This window comes from Cupriavidus sp. FW305-F7, from assembly GCF_058782875.1.
In genome coordinates, this window is record NZ_JBYSYC010000044.1 from 25,779 (window position 1) to 44,015 (window position 18,237).

An 18,237-nucleotide genomic window follows, 5' to 3' on the forward strand; every position below is an offset into this window, starting at 1 on the left:
ACTTCCGGAGCGGACGCCGCAAGAATGATCTTTGGTAATGCAAACGTGCAATATAGTCGTTTGTGCACAGCCGGTAAACGGCTGACACTCGCCCGGTTCATGCACATAACCAACAGGAGAAACCCCATGATCCGAGCCCGGATATCCCGCCGCCAGCTGCTGCTGTCCGGCACCGCTGCCGCGGCCACGCTGGCCTTTGCCGGCAGCGCCTTCGCGCAAGGCAACTACCCGACGCGCCCGATCCGCCTGATCGTGCCGTTTGCGGCAGGCGGCTCCACTGACCTGTCGGCGCGCCTGGTGGCCGAGTTTGCCGGCCGCGAGCTGGGCCAGACGATCGTGGTCGAGAACAAGGGTGGCGCCGGCGGCTCGGTGGGCATGGAGCAGGTGGCCAACGCCGCGCCGGATGGCTACACCATCGGCATGGCCACGGTCAGCACGCACGGCTCTAACCCCGCTGTATACCCGAAGCTCAAGTACGACCCGATCAAGGACTTTGCCCCGGTCACCAACGTGGTGTCGATGCCAAGCGTATTCACGGTGCACCCGAGCGTGCCGGCGAAAACCATGCAGGAGTTCATCGCGCTGGCCAAGGCCAATCCGGGCAAGTATTCGGTTGCCTCGCCGGGCACAGGGACCCTCGGCCACGTAAACCTTGAGAACTTCCAGATGCTGGCGAAGATCGAGCTGCTGCATGTGCCGTACAAGGGCGCCGGCCTTGGGCTCAATGATGCGGTGGCGGGGCAGGTCAATGCCATCTCGGACAACCTGGCTTCCGCGCTGCCTCACGTGAAGTCGGGCCGCCTGCGCGCGCTGGCGGTGCTTGGCGCCACGCGCTCGCCGCAGTTGCCAAACGTGCCCACCTATGCGGAACTGGGCTACAAGGAGATGGGCGACGGCGGTTGGTTCGGCATCGTCGCGCCCGCGGGCACGCCGCCCGCCATCGTGGCAAGGCTGAACCAGGCCATCCACAAGGCCATGCAGAACCCTGAATTCAAGCGCAAGGTGGAAGAGTCCGGCGGCACATTGGTGCCGACCACGCCGGAGCAGTTCAAGGCCCAGATCCAGCAGGCCATGGCGCGCTATGCCCGCGTTGCCAAGGCCGCCAACATCCAACTGGACTGACGCATGGCTGAAGCGAATCACCTGGCCGCCGCGCTGCCGCCGGTCATTGTGCGCCTGCCGGAAGGGGAGGTACTACCGCTGGTGTGCGACTCGCCGCACAGCGGCACCGCCTACCCGGCCGACTTCGGCGCGGCGATCCCTGCCGCGCGCCTGCGCGGGGGCGAGGACACACACGTCGACGTTCTGTGGGAGGCCGTGCCCGCAGCAGGCGGTACGCTGCTGGCGGCGACTTTCCCGCGCGTCTATATCGACCCGAACCGGATGGCCGACGATATCGATCCGGCCCAGCTCGACGGCGCCTGGTCGACAGCGCTGGCCCCAGGGCCGAAGACGCAACTGGGCTACGGCCTGATCTGGAGCCGGATCGATGCCAGCACGCCGATCTATGACCGGCGCCTGTCCGTAGCGGAAGTGCAGGGCCGTATCGACGGCTACTACCGGCCGTACCATGCAGCGTTGGCCGAGGCCGTGGAGAGCGCCTACCAGCGCTTTGGCGCGCTCTGGCACCTGAACCTGCACTCCATGCCCAATAACGCCTACGAGCGGCTCAAGATCGACAGCCCACACCCGCTGGCGGACTTTGTGCTGGGCGACCGGGACGGCACCACCTGCGAGCCGGGGCTGGTCGACCTGGTCGAACGGGAACTGCGCGGCATGGGCTACACGGTGGCGCGCAACGACCCATACAAGGGCGTGCAGCTGATCGCACAGATCGGCCGGCCGGCCGAGCGGCGCAATAGCCTGCAGATTGAGATTCGGCGGCCGCTGTATATGGACGAGGTGACACGCGAGCGCAATGCCGGGTTCACCACCTTGCAGCGCGATCTTGGCAAGCTGACCGAGCAGGTTGCGGGCTACATCCGCGCGCAACTCTGAGGCGCTTGTTCCACGTGAAACATCCGGCCGGGCCATGTGCCCGGCCTTTTTGTTTCACGTGGAACATAACGTCGCTTTCAAGCGACTCGCCGGGTATCGCCAACGCCATGTTTCACGTGAAACATGGTTACCGTCGGAAAGCGGCTTGTCGATTGCCGCTATAATTTCGCATTCCCGTATTTTCCCGCCAGCCTCCCGGAGGAGGTGTCCCATGCTTTACCCAAAAGAATTCGATGTCATCGTCGTCGGCGGTGGCCATGCCGGCACTGAAGCTGCACTCGCCGCGGCCCGTATGGGCTGCCAGACGCTGCTGCTGACTCACAACATCGAGACGCTGGGCCAGATGAGCTGCAACCCGTCCATCGGGGGCATCGGCAAGGGGCACCTGGTCAAGGAAGTGGACGCCATGGGCGGTGCCATGGCCGCAGCCACGGACGAGTCCGGCATCCAGTTCCGCATCCTCAACTCCAGCAAGGGCCCGGCGGTACGCGCCACGCGCGCCCAGGCGGACCGCGTGCTGTACCGCAAGGCGATCCGTACGAGGCTGGAGAACCAGCCGAACCTGATGCTGTTCCAGCAGGCCGTGGACGACCTGATGGTGGAGGGCGACCGCGTAGTCGGCGCTATGACGCAGGTCGGCATCGCCTTCCGCGCCCGCGCGGTGGTGCTGACCGCCGGCACCTTCCTGGACGGCAAGATCCACGTCGGGCTGGACAACTACACCGGCGGCCGCGCCGGCGACCCGGCAGCGGTGTCGCTGTCGGCGCGCCTGAAGGACCTGAAGCTGCCGCAAGGCCGCCTGAAGACAGGCACGCCGCCGCGTATTGACGGCCGCACCATCGATTTCTCGGTGATGGAAGAGCAGCCTGGCGACCTGGATCCGGTACCGGTGTTCTCCTTTCTGGGCCGTCCGGAGCAGCACCCGCAACAGCTGCCATGCTGGATCACCCATACCAACAGCCGTACCCACGACATCATCCGTGGCGGGCTGGACCGCTCGCCGATGTACACCGGCGTGATCGAAGGGGTAGGGCCGCGCTACTGCCCGAGCATCGAGGACAAGATCCATCGCTTTGCCAGCAAGGAAAGCCACCAGATCTTCCTGGAACCCGAAGGCCTGACCACCAACGAGTTCTACCCCAACGGGATTTCGACCAGCCTGCCGTTCGACGTGCAGCTGGAACTGGTGCACTCGATCCGCGGCATGGAGAACGCGCATATCCTGCGCCCCGGCTATGCGATCGAGTATGACTACTTCGATCCGCGCGGGCTGAAGGCATCGCTGGAGAGCAAGGCGATCCGCGGCCTGTTCTTTGCGGGGCAGATCAATGGCACCACCGGCTATGAAGAAGCCGCCGCGCAGGGCCTGCTGGCCGGCATCAACGCTGGCTGCTATGTGCGCGAACGCGATGCGTGGACGCCGCGCCGTGATCAGGCCTACCTGGGCGTGCTGGTCGACGACCTGATTACCCGCGGTGTGACCGAGCCGTATCGCATGTTCACCAGCCGCGCGGAATTCCGCCTGAGCCTGCGAGAAGACAATGCCGATATGCGCCTGACTGAGGTCGGCCGTGAACTGGGCGTGGTCGACGATGCGCGCTGGGATGCCTTCAACCGCAAGCGCGACGCTGTTTCACGTGAAACAGAGCGCCTGAAGAGCACATGGGTCAACCCGGCCATGCTGCCGGCCGAAGATGCCATGCCGCTGCTGGGCAAGCCGATCGAGCGCGAGTACAGCCTGGCCGACCTGCTGCGCCGGCCCGAAGTCCGCTATGAAGCACTGATGGCGCTGCAGGGCGGCCGCCATGCCCCGGAAACGCCGCTGGACGCCGAGCCGATGCTGGCGGAGCAGATCCGCGAGCAGATCGAGATCGGCATCAAGTACCACGGCTATATCGCCCGCCAGGCGGCCGAGGTCGACAAGCTGGAAGCCAATGAGTCGACCCGCCTGCCGGAAGGGCTGGACTACACCGAAGTGCGTGGCCTGGGCTTCGAGGTCAGTCAGAAGCTGAACCAGCATCGTCCGGAAACGCTGGGCCAGGCCTCGCGCATTTCCGGCGTGACGCCGGCCGCGATCTCGCTGCTGCTGGTGCACCTGAAGAAGAAGGGGCTGGGGCGCATGCGCGCTGAGTCGAGCGCACCTTCCGGCAACTCCGAAGAGGCCGCCTGAGTGCCCGGTCCGCGACACACCATGACCGACGACGCCTCGCAGCGTCGTCGCCTTGAAGCCGGCCTGGCCGAGATCGGGCTGACACTGGCGCCGGCCCAGATCGACACCTTGTTTGCCTACCTGGCGCTGCTGCGCAAGTGGAACGGCGTCTACAACCTGACCGCAATCCGCCACCCCGATGAGATGCTTACGCATCACATGCTGGACTCGCTTGCCGCCGTGCCGGCACTGGCCGAAGCCGCACGCGCCGCAGAGGTAGGCACGCCGGCGCGGGGCAGGGTATTGGACGTGGGCTCGGGCGGCGGCATGCCCGGCCTGCCGCTGGCCATCGCCTGTCCCGACGTGTCGGTGCTGATGGTGGACATCGTGCAGAAGAAGACCGCCTTCCTGACCCAGTGCCGTGCGCAACTCGGGCTTTCCAATGCCGCGGCGCATTGGGGGCCGGTAGAGAAGCTGGACGATGACGATGGCTTTGCCGTGATCACCTCGCGCGCGTTTGCCGAGCTGACTGACTTCGTGAACCTGTCGGGCCAGCTCCTCGCACCGCACGGCAAGCTGATCGCCATGAAGGGTGTTTATCCACAGGCCGAGCTGGACCGCATGGAAGCTGCCGGGCTGATGGCGCAATGGCAGGTCGATGCGGTGTCCCGCATCACTGTGCCCGGGCTGGATGCCGAGCGCCACCTGGTGGTGCTGTCGCGGCGCGCAAGCGCCAACGCATGACGTACGCCGTGGCGCTGCGTGCAGCGCCACGAACTGCCAGCCCCGCGCTGGCCGGATGAATTGAAGCAGGAGCCTCAGTAGCTTATGGCCAAGGTATTCGTGATCGCAAACCAGAAGGGCGGGGTAGGCAAGACCACCACCACGGTGAACCTCGCCGCCGGCCTGGCCGCGCAGGACCAGCGCGTGCTGCTGGTCGACCTGGACCCGCAGGGCAATGCCTCGATGGGTTCGGGCATCGACAAACAGGCGCTGGAGCACAGCGTGTACCAGGTGCTGGTGGGCCTGGCCAGCATCAAGCAGGCGCGCCAGCGTTCCGAGACCGGCAGGTACGACGTGCTGCCCGCCAACCGCGAACTGGCCGGCGCGGAAGTGGAGCTGGTCGAGCTGGACCAGCGCGAGCGCCGCCTCAGGCAGGCTATCGAAGAGGTCAATGACGAATATGACTTCGTGCTGATCGACTGCCCGCCGTCGCTGTCGCTGCTGACGCTGAACGGCCTGTGCGCCGCGCACGGCGTGATCGTGCCGATGCAGTGCGAGTACTTCGCGCTGGAAGGGCTGTCGGACCTGGTCAACACCATCAAGCAGGTGCACGCCAACCTGAACCGCGACCTGCAGGTGATTGGCCTGCTGCGCGTCATGTTCGATCCGCGCGTCACGCTGCAGCAGCAGGTGTCGGCGCAGCTGGAATCGCACTTCGGTGAAAAGGTCTTCAAGACCCTGATTCCGCGCAATGTGCGCCTGGCCGAGGCGCCGTCCTATGGCATGCCGGGCGTGGCGTTCGATCCGTCATCGAAGGGCGCAAAAGCGTACCTGGATTTCGGCGCCGAGATGATCGCGCGCGTCAGGCAGCTGGGCTGAAGGAGAGGGCAAGCATGAGCACTGCAAAGAAAAAGGGCCTGGGCCGCGGCCTCGAAGCGTTGCTGGGCGGGCCGGCCGAAGTCGTTGAATCGGTGAAGCAGGAGGGTGCACCCACGGTGCTGCGCCTGAGCCAGCTGCAGCCGGGCAAGTACCAGCCGCGCACGCGCATGGATGAAGGCGCGCTGCAGGAGCTGGCCGCCAGCATCCGCGCGCAGGGCCTGATGCAGCCGATCCTGGTGCGCCGCGTGGCCGAGCCGGACCGCTATGAAATCATCGCGGGCGAGCGGCGCTTCCGCGCGTCCAAGCTCGCCGGCCTGGACAAGGTGCCGGTGCTGGTGAAGGACGTGGCCGATGAAGCCGCGGCCGCGATGGCGCTGATCGAGAACATCCAGCGCGAAGACCTGAACCCGCTGGAAGAAGCGCAGGGCATCATGCGCCTGATCCGCGAGTTCAGTTTCACGCATGAGCAGGCGGCCGAGTCGGTCGGCCGTTCGCGCAGCGCGGTGTCGAACCTGCTGCGCCTGCTGAACCTGGCCGCGCCGGTGCAGACCATGCTGATGGCGGGCGACCTCGACATGGGCCACGCGCGCGCGCTGCTGGCGGTGGACGGCGCCAACCAGATCACGCTGGCCAACCAGATCGTGAACAAGCGGCTGTCGGTGCGCGAGACCGAGAAGCTGGTGGCGTCCACGCTCAAGCCGTTCGACCTGAAGTCGCTCAAGCAGAAGGGCGCCAACAACGTGCGCGACGTGGCACGGCTGGAAGAAGAATTGTCCGATGCGCTGGGCCTGGCGGTACAGATCAAGCTGGGCGCGCGCGGCAAGGGCCAGCTCACCATCCACTTCAGCGACAACGACGCGCTGGAAGGCGTGCTCGTGCGCCTGCGCGAATCCACTGAAAAGCAGAAGGTTGCCTGAGGCAAGATGCGAAGGCGCACGTAACTTCGCGTGCGCAATTCGGTGCGATTAACGGACATTGCGGCGATGACTGTTGCGTGTACGCTGCAGTGGTCGTTCCAAGGGCAGGTATACGTACGGCGTGCCCGGTAATCCCTCATCATGCGCAGGGTTCGCTGCGCAATCCAATTACGTCAAACATCATTGCTGCGCAATTTTTGCGCGGCCATCATGCCATCGTGATGGCAACCGTTGTGCACAACGCACTGCAAGGTAAATGTAAGCGGATTGACGCGAATCAGTAGTTCCCCTTAAAATCGTGCGGTTTGAATTCTGGTCGGGCCGAAAAGTTCCGGCCTGGAATGAGGCAGGCAGGTAGTGGTTCAAGACCGTCAGCAGCGAGGCGCCGGGTCCCGTCAGGAAGATGACTGGGGCGACTGGAAAGAAGGCGCAGAACGTGAGGAAGAGGCTGTCGATCCGCTGTCGCATGCCGAGGCGGTGACGCTGTTTGGCGAGCGTGCGTTGCGCCCTTCGCGCATGACCCCGGGCAAGGTTGTCCTGGCGCAGGTGGTGGTTTCCCTGCTGTCGGCACTGTGCTGGGCGCTGTTCGCGAAAGAGGCGGGGCCGTATGGGTGGTCGGCGCTGTTCGGCGGCATGGTGTGCTTCGTGCCGAGCGGATTCTTTGCCTTGCGCCTGTGGCTGGCGCGCGACCGGGCGTCGGTCGGCGGGCTGGTGCTGGGTGAGGCGATCAAGGTCTTCGGCACCGTGGCACTGCTGGTGCTGGTCGTGGTGCTGTACCGGGATCTGCGCTGGGTGCCGATGCTGGTCACGTTCCTGCTGGCGCTAAAGACATATTGGGTGGTGGCCCTGGCGATGCGCTAGGCCAGCCGCTCGAAAACGGTGCTTCACCCGGAGGTGGGGCACCGAAACGGAATATCAAGAGTTTTCCGTGACGGTTTCACCGCGGGTTTCATCGCAGTGACACCGGACACGGCCAAGGTTGGACCCCGCTTGCATCGCGGTGACCGGCGAATCCGCCGAAGGCAATGCAAGACGCGTACCGGGCGTTTGCCAGACAGTGGCGGCGCGCGGCCTGAAGATTTCGCAATATACCGTTCGTATCGACATGTCTGATGCTACCCAAGGCGCCGAACACGCGCTGACACCCTCCGGCTATATCGCCGAACACTTGCAGAACTTGAACTCGGTCGGCGGCAAGCAAGCGTCGGTGGTCGATTTCTCCGTGCTCAACTACGACACGGTGTTCTGGTCCGTGCTGTGCGGCGCCATCGCCGTGCTGTTCCTGTATGTCGCCGCGCGCCGCGTCACCGCCGGCGTGCCGGGCCGCTTCCAGGCCTTCGTCGAGATGATCGTCGAGATGGTCGACGACCAGGCCAAGGGCATCATCCACGGCGACCGTTCGTGGATTGCGCCGCTGGCGCTGATGGTGTTCTGCTGGATCACCATGATGAACGCGATCGACCTGATTCCGGTCGACTGGGTCACCGGCCTGAACAGCCTGCTCGGCGTCTTCCACATTCACCTTCCCCACCACCGCGCAGTGGCCACGGCCGACCTGAACGGCACGCTGGGCATGTCGTGCTCGGTGCTGGTCCTGATGATCTACTACAGCTTCAAGATCAAGGGTACGGGCGGCTTCATGCACGAACTGTTCTCGGCCCCGTTCGGCGCCAAGTGGTACCTGGCCCCGTTCAACCTGGTCCTGAACCTGATTGAATTCCTGGCCAAGGCCGTTTCGCTCGGCATGCGGTTGTTCGGCAACATGTACGCCGGCGAACTCGTGTTCCTGCTGATCGCGCTGCTGGGTTCCATCTGGACGTTCAGCGCCGACCTGTCCGCGCTGGGCTTTGTCGGCCACGTGGTGGCCGGCACGGTATGGGCGATCTTCCACATTCTGATCGTCCTGCTCCAGGCCTTCATTTTCATGATGCTGACGCTGGTGTATATCGGCCAGGCTCACGATCACCACTGATTTCCGGTTTTTGGTTTTTTGGTTTTTTGGTTCTAAGTCTCTCTAAATTAAAGGAGTCATCATGCAAGCATTTCTCGCCAACATCCAGGGTCTGACCGCCATCGGTATCGGCATCATCATCGGCCTGGGCGCTATCGGCGCCTGCCTGGGTATCGCCCTGATGGGTGGCAAGTACATCGAAGCCTGCGCACGTCAGCCTGAGCTGATGAACCCGCTGCAAACCAAGATGTTCCTGCTGGCTGGCCTGATCGACGCTGCATTCCTGATCGGCGTGGGTGTTGCAATGCTGTTCGCCTTCGCCAACCCGCTGCTGGCTGTCATCAAGTAATTCTTTTCGGTCTGCATGATGCTGACGGGCGGCGCGGGCCACTAGCCTGGCCGCCCTTGCGCATTTATCTGTAGTTTGATTACCGAAAGGAACACACCATGAATCTGAACGCAACGTTTTTTGCGCAGATGGTCGTGTTCTTCATCCTGTGGTGGGTTGTTGCCAAATTCATTTGGCCGCCGCTGGTGAAGGCGCTCGACGAACGCGCAAAGAAGATCGCCGATGGCCTCGCCGCTGCCGAGAAGGGCAAGGCCGAGCTCGAACTCGCCAACAAGCGTGTGGACCAGGCTATGGCCGAAGCCCGCACCGAGGGTGCACAACGCGTCGCTGACGCCGAGAAGCGCGCCCAGCTGACGGCGGACGAGATCAAGCAAAACGCCCAGGCAGAAGCCGCACGCATCATTGCCCAGGCCAAGGCCGAAGCAGACCAGCAGGTTACCCGTGCACGCGAAGAACTGCGTGACCAGGTTGCCGTGCTGGCCGTCAAGGGTGCCGAGCAGATCCTCAAGCGTGAAGTGAACGCGCAGGTCCACACCGACCTGCTCAATCAACTCAAGGCTGAGCTCTAATCATGGCTGAAACCGCAACCATTGCCCGTCCCTACGCTGAGGCGCTGTTCCGCGTCGCCAGCGAATCGAGCGCAGGCAATCTGGGTGCATGGTCCGAGCTGGTGTCGGAGATGGGGCAGGTTGCTGCCAATCCCGACATGAAGGCGGTAGCCGGCGATCCGAACGTTCCCGGCGAGAAGCTGGCCGAACTGTTCCTGTCGGTGCTGAAGTCCCCGCTGAATGACGAGGCTCGCCGCTTCGTCAAGCTGCTGGTGGATAACGGCCGCCTGACGGTGATGCCGGAAATCGCCGAGCAGTTCCATGTGCTCAAGAACGCCCGCGAAGGGTCGTCGGATGTCGAGATCACCAGCGCATTCCCGCTGGAAGGTTCGCAGTTGAACGACCTGGTCGCTGCACTCGAACGCAAGTTCGGCCGCAAGCTGTACGCGAAGGTGGCGGTGGACCCGTCCCTGATCGGCGGCGTGAGCGTCAAGGTCGGCGACGAAGTGCTCGACACCTCCGTGCGTACGCGCCTGGCTGCCATGCAAGCCACGCTGACCGCCTGACCGCACCGGCCGACGGATTGAAGAATTAGGAGCATTGTGATGCAACTGAACCCCTCAGAAATCAGCGAGCTGATCAAGACCCGCATCTCGGGCCTTGGCGCTGAAGCTGAAGTGCGCAACACCGGCACGGTGATTTCCGTGACCGATGGCATCTGCCGCGTGCACGGCCTGTCCGGCGTGATGCAGGGCGAGATGCTGGAATTCCCCGGCAACACCTTCGGCCTCGCGCTGAACCTCGAGCGCGACTCGGTCGGCGCCGTGGTGCTGGGTGACTACGAACACATTTCCGAAGGCGACACGGTCAAGTGCACCGGCCGCATTCTGGAAGTGCCGGTGGGCAAGGAACTGCTGGGCCGCGTGGTCAACACGCTGGGCCAGCCGATCGACGGCAAGGGCCCGATCAACGCCAAGGAAACGGACGTGATCGAGAAGGTCGCCCCGGGCGTGATCGCGCGTCAGTCGGTGAGCCAGCCGGTGCAGACCGGCCTGAAGTCGATCGACTCGATGGTGCCGATCGGCCGTGGCCAGCGTGAGCTGATCATTGGCGACCGCCAGACCGGCAAGACCGCCGTGGCTGTCGACGCGATCATCAACCAGAAGGGCAAGGGCATGTACTGCGTGTACGTCGCCATTGGCCAGAAGGCTTCGACGATCGCCAACGTGGTGCGCAAGCTGGAAGAGCACGGCGCGATGGAATACACCGTCGTCGTGGCCGCCGCCGCTTCGGACTCGGCCGCCATGCAGTACCTGGCTGCCTACGCCGGCTGCACCATGGGCGAGTACTTCCGCGACCGCGGCGAAGACGCGCTGATCGTCTATGACGACCTGACCAAGCAAGCCTGGGCCTATCGCCAGGTGTCGCTGCTGCTGCGCCGCCCGCCGGGCCGTGAAGCGTACCCGGGCGACGTGTTCTACCTGCACTCGCGCCTGCTGGAGCGTGCCGCGCGCGTGAACGCCGAGTACGTCGAGAAGTTCACCAACGGCGCCGTCAAGGGCAAGACCGGTTCGCTGACCGCGCTGCCGGTGATCGAAACGCAGGCCGGCGACGTGTCCGCGTTCGTGCCGACCAACGTGATTTCGATTACCGACGGCCAGATCTTCCTGGAAACCGACCTGTTCAACGCCGGTGTCCGTCCCGCCATCAATGCCGGTATTTCGGTGTCGCGCGTGGGTGGTGCTGCCCAGACCAAGGTGGTGAAGAACCTGGCCGGTGGTATCCGTACCGACCTCGCCCAGTACCGTGAACTGGCTGCTTTCGCGCAGTTCGCTTCGGACCTGGACGATGCCACCCGCAAGCAGCTGGAGCGCGGCCGCCGCGTGACCGAGCTGCTGAAGCAGCCGCAATACCAGCCGCAGCAGGTGTGGCAGCTGGCCGCGTCGCTGTTCGCCGCCAACAACGGCTTCCTCGACAACGTGGAAGTGAAGGACATTCTGCCGTTCGAGAAGGGCCTGCACGACCATCTGAAGACCAAGTACGCCGACCTCATCAACCGTATCGAAGAGACCAAGCAGCTCTCGAAGGAAGATGAACCCGCCCTGCGTGCCGCGATCGAGGATTTCAAGAAGTCCGCCGCGTTCTAACCGCGCAATTCTCCGATACCGCCGCCGCGCCTGGCTAACGCCGGCGCGGCGCTGGTTCGGACGGAGAGGAAAGTATGGCCGGAACGAAAGAGATTCGAACCAAGATTAAGAGCGTGCAGAACACGCGCAAGATCACCAAGGCGATGGAGATGGTCGCCGCATCCAAGATGCGCAAGGCGCAGGAACGGATGCGCAATGCCCGTCCCTATGCCGAGAAAGTGCGTAACATCGCGGCGCACCTGGCTTCGGCCAACCCCGAGTTCAAGCACCCGTTCATGCAGGAGCGCGAAGTCAAGCGCGTCGGCATGATCGTGGTCACGACCGACAAGGGGCTGTGCGGCGGTCTGAACACGAACGTGCTGCGTGCGGTGACCAACGAGCTGAAGAGCCTGCAGGGTCGCGGCGTGGCTGTGCAAGCCACTGCCATCGGCAGCAAGGGCATGCAGTTCCTGAGCCGCATCGGCGCCAAGGTGGCCTCGAATGTGGTGCAGCTCGGCGACACCCCGCACCTGGAAAAGCTGATCGGCGCGATCAAGGTCCAGCTCGATGCATTCACCAATGGTGAAGTCGATGCGGTGTACATCGCGTACACCAAGTTCATCAACACGATGAAGCAGGAACCGATGGTTGAGCAACTGCTGCCGCTCGCCGCCGACAAGCTGTTGCAGACGGAAGAAGAGAAGCGCGCCTACTCGTGGGACTACATCTACGAGCCTGACGCGCAGACCGTGGTGGAAGAGCTGCTGGTTCGCTACGTCGAGGCGCTGGTGTACCAGGCCGTGGCCGAGAACATGGCGTCCGAACAGTCGGCGCGCATGGTGGCTATGAAGGCGGCATCCGACAATGCCAAGAACGTGATCGGCGAACTGCAGCTGGACTACAACAAGACCCGGCAGGCAGCGATCACCAAGGAATTGTCAGAGATCGTCAGCGGTGCGGCAGCGGTCTGAAGCGTTAAGAATTCAAGCTATCGGAGATACGAAATGAGTATCGGAAATATTGTGCAGTGCATCGGCGCCGTGGTGGACATCGAGTTCCCACGCGACGCGATGCCGAGGGTGTACGACGCGCTGGTGCTGGAAGACAGCGGCGAAACGTCGTTCGCCGAAAAGGGCCTGACGTTCGAAGTCCAGCAGCAGCTGGGTGACGGCGTGGTCCGTACCATTGCCCTCGGTTCGTCGGACGGCCTGCGCCGCGGCATGCCGGTGAAGAGCACCGGCGCGCCGATCTCGGTGCCGGTGGGTCAAGGCACGCTGGGCCGCATTATGGATGTCCTGGGTCGCCCCATCGACGAAGCTGGCCCGATCGCTTCCGACGAGCGGCGCGCGATTCATCAGAAGGCGCCGAAGTTCGACGAACTGTCGCCTTCCACCGACCTGCTCGAAACCGGCATCAAGGTGATCGACCTGATTTGCCCGTTCGCCAAGGGCGGCAAGGTGGGTCTGTTTGGTGGCGCAGGCGTGGGCAAGACCGTCAACATGATGGAGCTCATCAACAACATCGCCAAGCAGCACAGCGGTCTGTCGGTGTTCGCCGGCGTGGGCGAGCGTACCCGTGAAGGGAACGACTTCTACCACGAAATGAAGGACTCGAACGTGCTCGACAAGGTGGCCATGGTGTTCGGCCAGATGAACGAGCCGCCGGGCAACCGTCTGCGCGTGGCACTTTCCGGCCTGACCATGGCCGAGAAGTTCCGCGACGAGGGCCGTGACATCCTGTTCTTCGTCGACAACATCTACCGCTACACGCTGGCTGGTACCGAAGTGTCGGCACTGCTGGGCCGTATGCCTTCCGCCGTGGGCTACCAGCCGACGCTGGCTGAAGAAATGGGCAAGCTGCAGGAGCGTATTACGTCGACCAAGACTGGCTCGATTACGTCGATCCAGGCCGTCTACGTGCCTGCGGATGACTTGACCGACCCGTCGCCGGCTACCACCTTCCTGCACCTGGACTCGACCCTGGTGCTGTCGCGTGACATTGCCGCTCTCGGTATCTACCCCGCAGTGGACCCGCTCGACTCGACCTCGCGTCAGATGGACCCGCAAGTGGTTGGCCAGGAGCACTACAACGTTGCGCGCGCCGTACAGCAGACCCTGCAGCGCTACAAGGAACTGCGCGACATCATCGCGATTCTGGGCATGGACGAACTGTCGCCGGAAGACAAGATGGCCGTGAACCGCGCTCGTAAGATCCAGCGTTTCCTGTCGCAGCCGTTCCACGTGGCCGAAGTGTTCACGGGTTCGCCGGGCAAGTACGTGCCGCTGAAGGAAACCATCCGTGGTTTCAAGATGCTGGTGGATGGCGAGTGCGATCACCTGCCCGAGCAGGCGTTCTACATGGTCGGCTCGATCGACGAAGCCTTCGAAAAGGCCAAGAAGCTCCAGTAAGCGGCGTCTTTCGCCTTCATGCGTCGTTGCGGCTGCCTTGCCGTAGTTAATCTACTGTCTGCGGCGGCCGCGCCTGGCACGAAGGCGAAATACTTGCTTCCCGGAAACGGGAAGCCAAAGCTTTCAGGAGAAAGGATCTGATATGGCAACCATTCTTGTAGACGTCGTCAGCGCGGAAACGTCGATCTTCTCCGGCCAGGCGAAGTTCGTGGCGCTGCCGGGCGAGTCGGGTGAACTGGGCATTCTGCCGGGTCACACGCCGCTGATCACGCGCATCCAGCCGGGTGCGGTGCGGATCGAGAAGGAAGACGGCAGCGAAGAGTTCGTGTTCGTTGCCGGCGGCATTCTCGAAGTCCAGCCCAAGCACGTCACCGTGCTGGCCGACACCGCTATCCGCGGTGGCGACCTGGACGAAGCCAAGGCGCGGGAAGCCAAGCGTGCTGCCGAAGAGCTGATGCAGAACCAGAGCAGCGATCTGGATCTGGCGCGCGCTCAGAGTGAGCTCGCCGTGGCGGCTGCCCAACTGGCTGCCATCGCCCGCCTGCGTCGTAAGAAGTAAGCAATTAGTCGGTTGTCGCGCTGTTGTTTTTCTGGCGCGACAATGAAAAAAGGCAGCCGATGGCTGCCTTTTTTTTGGGCGTGGCGATATGCTTTTGTCCTGCCTGGACAAAAAAAAGCGCGCGGGCCGGGGAGGCTCCGCGCGGACGGGAAAATCCCTTCGAGGGGTCAATTCGAAGGAACGGGTTCGGTCCAGGCCGACAATCAAGGCGCAACGGATATCCAATATCCGACCAGAGGCCGCAAAGGCCACGCGCTGCAACGGTCTACCTGGTGCTCCGGTCCAGCGGCGATCTGCTGGATCGGAAAATCGGTTACTGCTTCAAAAAGGCTTTCTTCACCACACCCCTTTAAGTCTGAACAGCCTTATTCACTGGGGCGGCACACGCCGCGGACAGCGGGTGTGTCAATGCATTGTGGGGGAAACTCCCCGGCATGGCAGTAACAAAATGTATCGTTTTGCAAGAAGTTGAAAGCCCGAGGTGCCAGGATCTGGCGTGTTCGGCATATTTTCACGCGTTCACGTCACGTTAACCGCAGAAAGGTGTCGTTGCATTATCTTTAATGACGCGATTTACGTGTTCGCTCCCCCACCAATCTCTGCGTGACAATTCCGGTTACGATTCAGGACGCCTGAGGCCTTCGCGTTGTTTTTGCATGTCCGCGGGCCCGCCCTTGTCCACCCGGAGACGCGATGCGCCCTGAGATGCAGCAAGCCATACAAGCCATGCTGGCGATGAAGACCGTGGCCGTGGTCGGCCTGTCCGACCGCCCGGAGCGTCCCAGCCATGAGGTAGCGGAATTCCTGCAGGACCACGGCTTCCGGATCGTGCCGGTCAATCCGCGTCATGCCGGCGAACGCATTTTGGGCGAGACCTGCCACGCCACGCTGCGCGAAGCCGCCGACGCTGCCGCGGCAGCAGGCAGCCCCATCGCGTGGGTCGACATCTTCCGCCGTGCCGAGGAAACGCCCGGCGTGGTCGATGAGGCCATCGCCGTTGGCGCACAGGGTGTCTGGCTGCAGTTGGGCATCGTCAACGACCAGGCAGTGCGCCGCGCTTCCGATGCCGGCCTGCTGGCGGTGCAGGATTGCTGCAGCAAGGTCGAGCTGACGCACCAGCTCGGGCTGGACTGATTCCCGTCAGGCACCGCTTCTACTTTCCGCTTTCCCTTCAGCCGCCAACCATGGCCATCGATCCGCAACTGCTTGCCTATTACCGCCGCCTGGCGGAGCGTTACGCCAATGCGCCCGCGCCGGCCGACATTCCCGCGCAGCGGGCCCGTTTCGCCGAGATCGCGGCGGCGTCGCTGTTGCCGGATCCGCCAGGCATCACGGTGCAGGACCTGGAGCTTGCGCTCGCTGGCCGCACGCTGGGCGCCAGGCTGTTCCGCCCGGCCGGCAAGACCGCGCCGCGGCTGGTGGTCTACTTCCACGGTGGCGGCTGGGTGATCGGCTCGGCGCAGACGCACCATACGGTTGCCGCCTTGCTGGCGGCCGACACGGGCTGCGCGGTGGCCAGCGTCGACTACCGCCTCGCCCCCGAGCACGCGTTCCCTGCTCCCTGCGACGATGCTGCCGAGGCCGTGCAGTGGTTCACCGCTCAACGCCAGGCACTCGGGCTGGCGACCGACTTCCTGGCCGTGGCGGGTGACAGCGCCGGCGGCCACCTGGCGGCGCAGGCAGCGCAGCAACTCAACAGCGGCGGCGCGGCGCGGGTCGATGCGCAGCTGCTGATCTATCCCGTGACGGCGCCGGTGCTCAGCACCGAAAGCTACCGCGCCTTTGCCGACGGTCCTGGCCTGACGCGTGACGAGATGGCCTGGTTCTGGGCCCAGTTCATCGGCGCCGAGGCCCTGGCGCAGGGCGCCGCCCATCCCGACCCCCGTGTGCACCTGATGGCCGCGCCGCCGGTGCGCCCGCCTGCCACCGTGCTGATGGTGGCCGCGCATGATGTGCTGCGCGACGACGGCTTGGCCTATGCCGACTTCCTGGTGCGCCACGACGCCCCGGTGATTACCATCGAGGCCGGCGGCATGACCCACGGTTTCGCGCGGCTGCAGCCCGATGCCGAACGCGCGCGCGAATGGATGCGGCGTGCCGCAGCGGCCTTCGCCGGGATGATCGACGACGTCTGAGCGGCATCCGCCCGCAGCCATCCCTTAGAATGGCGGTCTTACGAGGATGACCATGACCGCACTGCAGAACGATACCTTCCTGCGCGCGCTGCGCCGCCAGCCGACCGAATACACGCCGCTATGGCTGATGCGCCAGGCGGGCCGCTACCTGCCCGAGTACAACGCCACGCGGGCCCGCGCCGGCAGCTTTCTCGGGCTGGCCAAGAACCCGGCCTACGCCACGGAAGTGACACTGCAGCCGCTGGACCGCTATCCCCTGGACGCGGCGATTCTCTTTTCCGACATCCTGACCGTGCCCGACGCGATGGGCCTGGGCCTGTCGTTCGCGCAGGGCGAGGGCCCGCGCTTTGCGCATCCGCTGCGCACCGAAGCCGACGTGCTGAAACTGGCGGTGCCGGACATGGCGTCGCTGCAGTACGTCTTTGACGCGGTGAGCGAGATCCGCCGCGCACTGGTCCAGGACGGCCGCCAGCGCGTGCCGCTGATCGGCTTTTCCGGCAGCCCCTGGACGCTGGCGTGCTACATGGTTGAAGGTGGCGGCTCGGACGACTTCCGCACGGTCAAGGCGATGATGTACGGCCGCCCGGACCTGATGCACCGCATTCTCGAGATCAACGCCCAGGCGGTGACGGCATACCTGAATGCCCAGATCGAAGCCGGCGCACAGGCCGTGATGATTTTCGACACCTGGGGCGGGGCGCTCGCCGATGGCATGTACCAGGCGTTCTCGCTGGCCTATATGCGCCGGGTGCTGGCCGGCCTGAAGCGCGAACACGATGGGCAGCAGGTGCCCGCGATCGTCTTTACCAAGGGCGGCGGCCTGTGGCTCGAGGCGCTGGCTGACACCGGCGCCGACGCGATCGGGCTGGACTGGACCGTCAACCTGGCCGAAGCGCGCCGGCGCACCGGCGGGCGCGTGGCGCTGCAGGGCAATATCGACCCGACCGTGCTGTTCGCCCCCGAGGCCGCGATCCGCGAGCAGGTGCGCGGCGTGTTGGACAGCTATGCCGCCGCCGGGGGCAGTGATGGTCACGTATTCAACCTGGGCCACGGCATTTCGCAGTTCACGCCGCCGGAGAACGTCTCGGTGCTGGTGGATGAAGTGCATCGCCACAGCCGCAAGCTGCGCGCTGAGCAGAAGTGACGGTGACAGTATGCGGTCGGCCTGGCTGCTGCTGCGGCGCCCCGCGCTGCAGCGCGCCGGCGCGCCAGCGTACCCAGTGCTGCGGGAGCCGCGCCGCCGGACCCTGTCAAGTTAACTTTTTCGCCAGCATTCGCCAAAAAGGTGCTCGGCCTTGATTGGCGGCACTTGACTTATGCACACCGATAGGTTTGCCGCAGTGCGGGACAGGGTTATTCCCTAACCTATCCGGGGGATGTTTGCAAGCCTTTGATTTTTAAGGCTTTGGAAGAATTGCAAAGGAAGGCCCGATGCCGGTGGATCCCTTGTTTCTCGGGGCTTTCCGGTCAGCCAGTGCGACTTTTCAACAAAGTT

18 protein-coding genes are annotated in these 18,237 nt (G+C 64.1%); all 18 read left to right on the forward strand.

The window, feature by feature from the left end:
* Positions 1 to 126 precede the first annotated feature (126 nt).
* The 18 genes from AC3WL8_RS31170 (at position 127) to hemE (ending at position 17,886) form a co-directional block, all read left to right on the forward strand.
* Complete coding sequence (locus tag AC3WL8_RS31170) at positions 127 to 1,122, forward strand: tripartite tricarboxylate transporter substrate binding protein BugE (RefSeq protein WP_035825589.1); 996 nt, start codon at positions 127 to 129, stop codon at positions 1,120 to 1,122.
* Between the two features lie 3 nt (positions 1,123 to 1,125).
* Positions 1,126 to 1,998, forward strand: a complete 873-nt coding sequence (locus AC3WL8_RS31175) for an N-formylglutamate amidohydrolase (RefSeq protein ID WP_492379562.1) — start codon at positions 1,126 to 1,128, stop codon at positions 1,996 to 1,998.
* A gap of 211 nt (positions 1,999 to 2,209) precedes the next feature.
* Positions 2,210 to 4,168 carry a tRNA uridine-5-carboxymethylaminomethyl(34) synthesis enzyme MnmG gene (gene mnmG, locus AC3WL8_RS31180; RefSeq protein WP_492379563.1) on the forward strand — a complete coding sequence of 653 codons (1,959 nt, stop codon included), beginning with the start codon at positions 2,210 to 2,212 and terminating at the stop codon, positions 4,166 to 4,168.
* A gap of 21 nt (positions 4,169 to 4,189) precedes the next feature.
* Positions 4,190 to 4,891: a 16S rRNA (guanine(527)-N(7))-methyltransferase RsmG gene (gene rsmG / locus AC3WL8_RS31185; protein WP_492379564.1), complete on the forward strand. Its 702-nt coding sequence runs from the start codon at positions 4,190 to 4,192 to the stop codon at positions 4,889 to 4,891.
* Positions 4,892 to 4,975: 84 nt separating this feature from the next.
* Entirely contained in the window at positions 4,976 to 5,749 is a 774-nt protein-coding gene (locus AC3WL8_RS31190) for a ParA family protein (protein WP_013958393.1), read from the forward strand.
* Positions 5,750 to 5,763: 14 nt separating this feature from the next.
* Entirely contained in the window at positions 5,764 to 6,666 is a 903-nt protein-coding gene (locus AC3WL8_RS31195) for a ParB/RepB/Spo0J family partition protein (RefSeq protein WP_492379565.1), read from the forward strand.
* Between the two features lie 357 nt (positions 6,667 to 7,023).
* Positions 7,024 to 7,527 (forward strand): ATP synthase subunit I, encoded by a 504-nt coding sequence (locus AC3WL8_RS31200; RefSeq protein ID WP_492379566.1) that lies wholly within the window; start codon positions 7,024 to 7,026, stop codon positions 7,525 to 7,527.
* A 244-nt stretch (positions 7,528 to 7,771) separates the two neighbouring features.
* A complete protein-coding gene (atpB, locus tag AC3WL8_RS31205; RefSeq protein WP_026201048.1) occupies positions 7,772 to 8,638 on the forward strand; it encodes a F0F1 ATP synthase subunit A in 867 nt (288 codons plus the stop codon).
* Between the two features lie 61 nt (positions 8,639 to 8,699).
* A complete protein-coding gene (gene atpE, locus AC3WL8_RS31210) occupies positions 8,700 to 8,966 on the forward strand; it encodes a F0F1 ATP synthase subunit C (protein WP_013958389.1) in 267 nt (88 codons plus the stop codon).
* A 98-nt stretch (positions 8,967 to 9,064) separates the two neighbouring features.
* Positions 9,065 to 9,535: a F0F1 ATP synthase subunit B gene (locus AC3WL8_RS31215; RefSeq protein ID WP_013958388.1), complete on the forward strand. Its 471-nt coding sequence runs from the start codon at positions 9,065 to 9,067 to the stop codon at positions 9,533 to 9,535.
* 2 nt (positions 9,536 to 9,537) lie between these two features.
* Positions 9,538 to 10,080: a F0F1 ATP synthase subunit delta gene (locus tag AC3WL8_RS31220; RefSeq protein WP_035825604.1), complete on the forward strand. Its 543-nt coding sequence runs from the start codon at positions 9,538 to 9,540 to the stop codon at positions 10,078 to 10,080.
* A gap of 39 nt (positions 10,081 to 10,119) precedes the next feature.
* Positions 10,120 to 11,661, forward strand: coding sequence for a F0F1 ATP synthase subunit alpha (gene atpA / locus AC3WL8_RS31225; RefSeq protein WP_013958386.1), 1,542 nt, complete (start codon positions 10,120 to 10,122; stop codon positions 11,659 to 11,661).
* Between the two features lie 74 nt (positions 11,662 to 11,735).
* Positions 11,736 to 12,611, forward strand: a complete 876-nt coding sequence (gene atpG, locus AC3WL8_RS31230) for a F0F1 ATP synthase subunit gamma (RefSeq protein WP_211980425.1) — start codon at positions 11,736 to 11,738, stop codon at positions 12,609 to 12,611.
* 33 nt (positions 12,612 to 12,644) lie between these two features.
* Positions 12,645 to 14,048, forward strand: a complete 1,404-nt coding sequence (gene atpD / locus AC3WL8_RS31235) for a F0F1 ATP synthase subunit beta (RefSeq protein WP_211980424.1) — start codon at positions 12,645 to 12,647, stop codon at positions 14,046 to 14,048.
* A gap of 142 nt (positions 14,049 to 14,190) precedes the next feature.
* Entirely contained in the window at positions 14,191 to 14,607 is a 417-nt protein-coding gene (locus tag AC3WL8_RS31240) for a F0F1 ATP synthase subunit epsilon (RefSeq protein WP_013958383.1), read from the forward strand.
* Between the two features lie 693 nt (positions 14,608 to 15,300).
* Positions 15,301 to 15,741, forward strand: coding sequence for a CoA-binding protein (locus AC3WL8_RS31245; RefSeq protein ID WP_013958382.1), 441 nt, complete (start codon positions 15,301 to 15,303; stop codon positions 15,739 to 15,741).
* A 50-nt stretch (positions 15,742 to 15,791) separates the two neighbouring features.
* A complete protein-coding gene (locus AC3WL8_RS31250; RefSeq protein ID WP_211980423.1) occupies positions 15,792 to 16,742 on the forward strand; it encodes an alpha/beta hydrolase in 951 nt (316 codons plus the stop codon).
* A 52-nt stretch (positions 16,743 to 16,794) separates the two neighbouring features.
* The gene (gene hemE / locus AC3WL8_RS31255; protein ID WP_492379567.1) at positions 16,795 to 17,886 is read left to right on the forward strand and encodes a uroporphyrinogen decarboxylase; all 1,092 of its coding nucleotides are present in this window, start codon (positions 16,795 to 16,797) and stop codon (positions 17,884 to 17,886) included.
* The last annotated feature ends 351 nt before the right edge of the window (positions 17,887 to 18,237 follow it).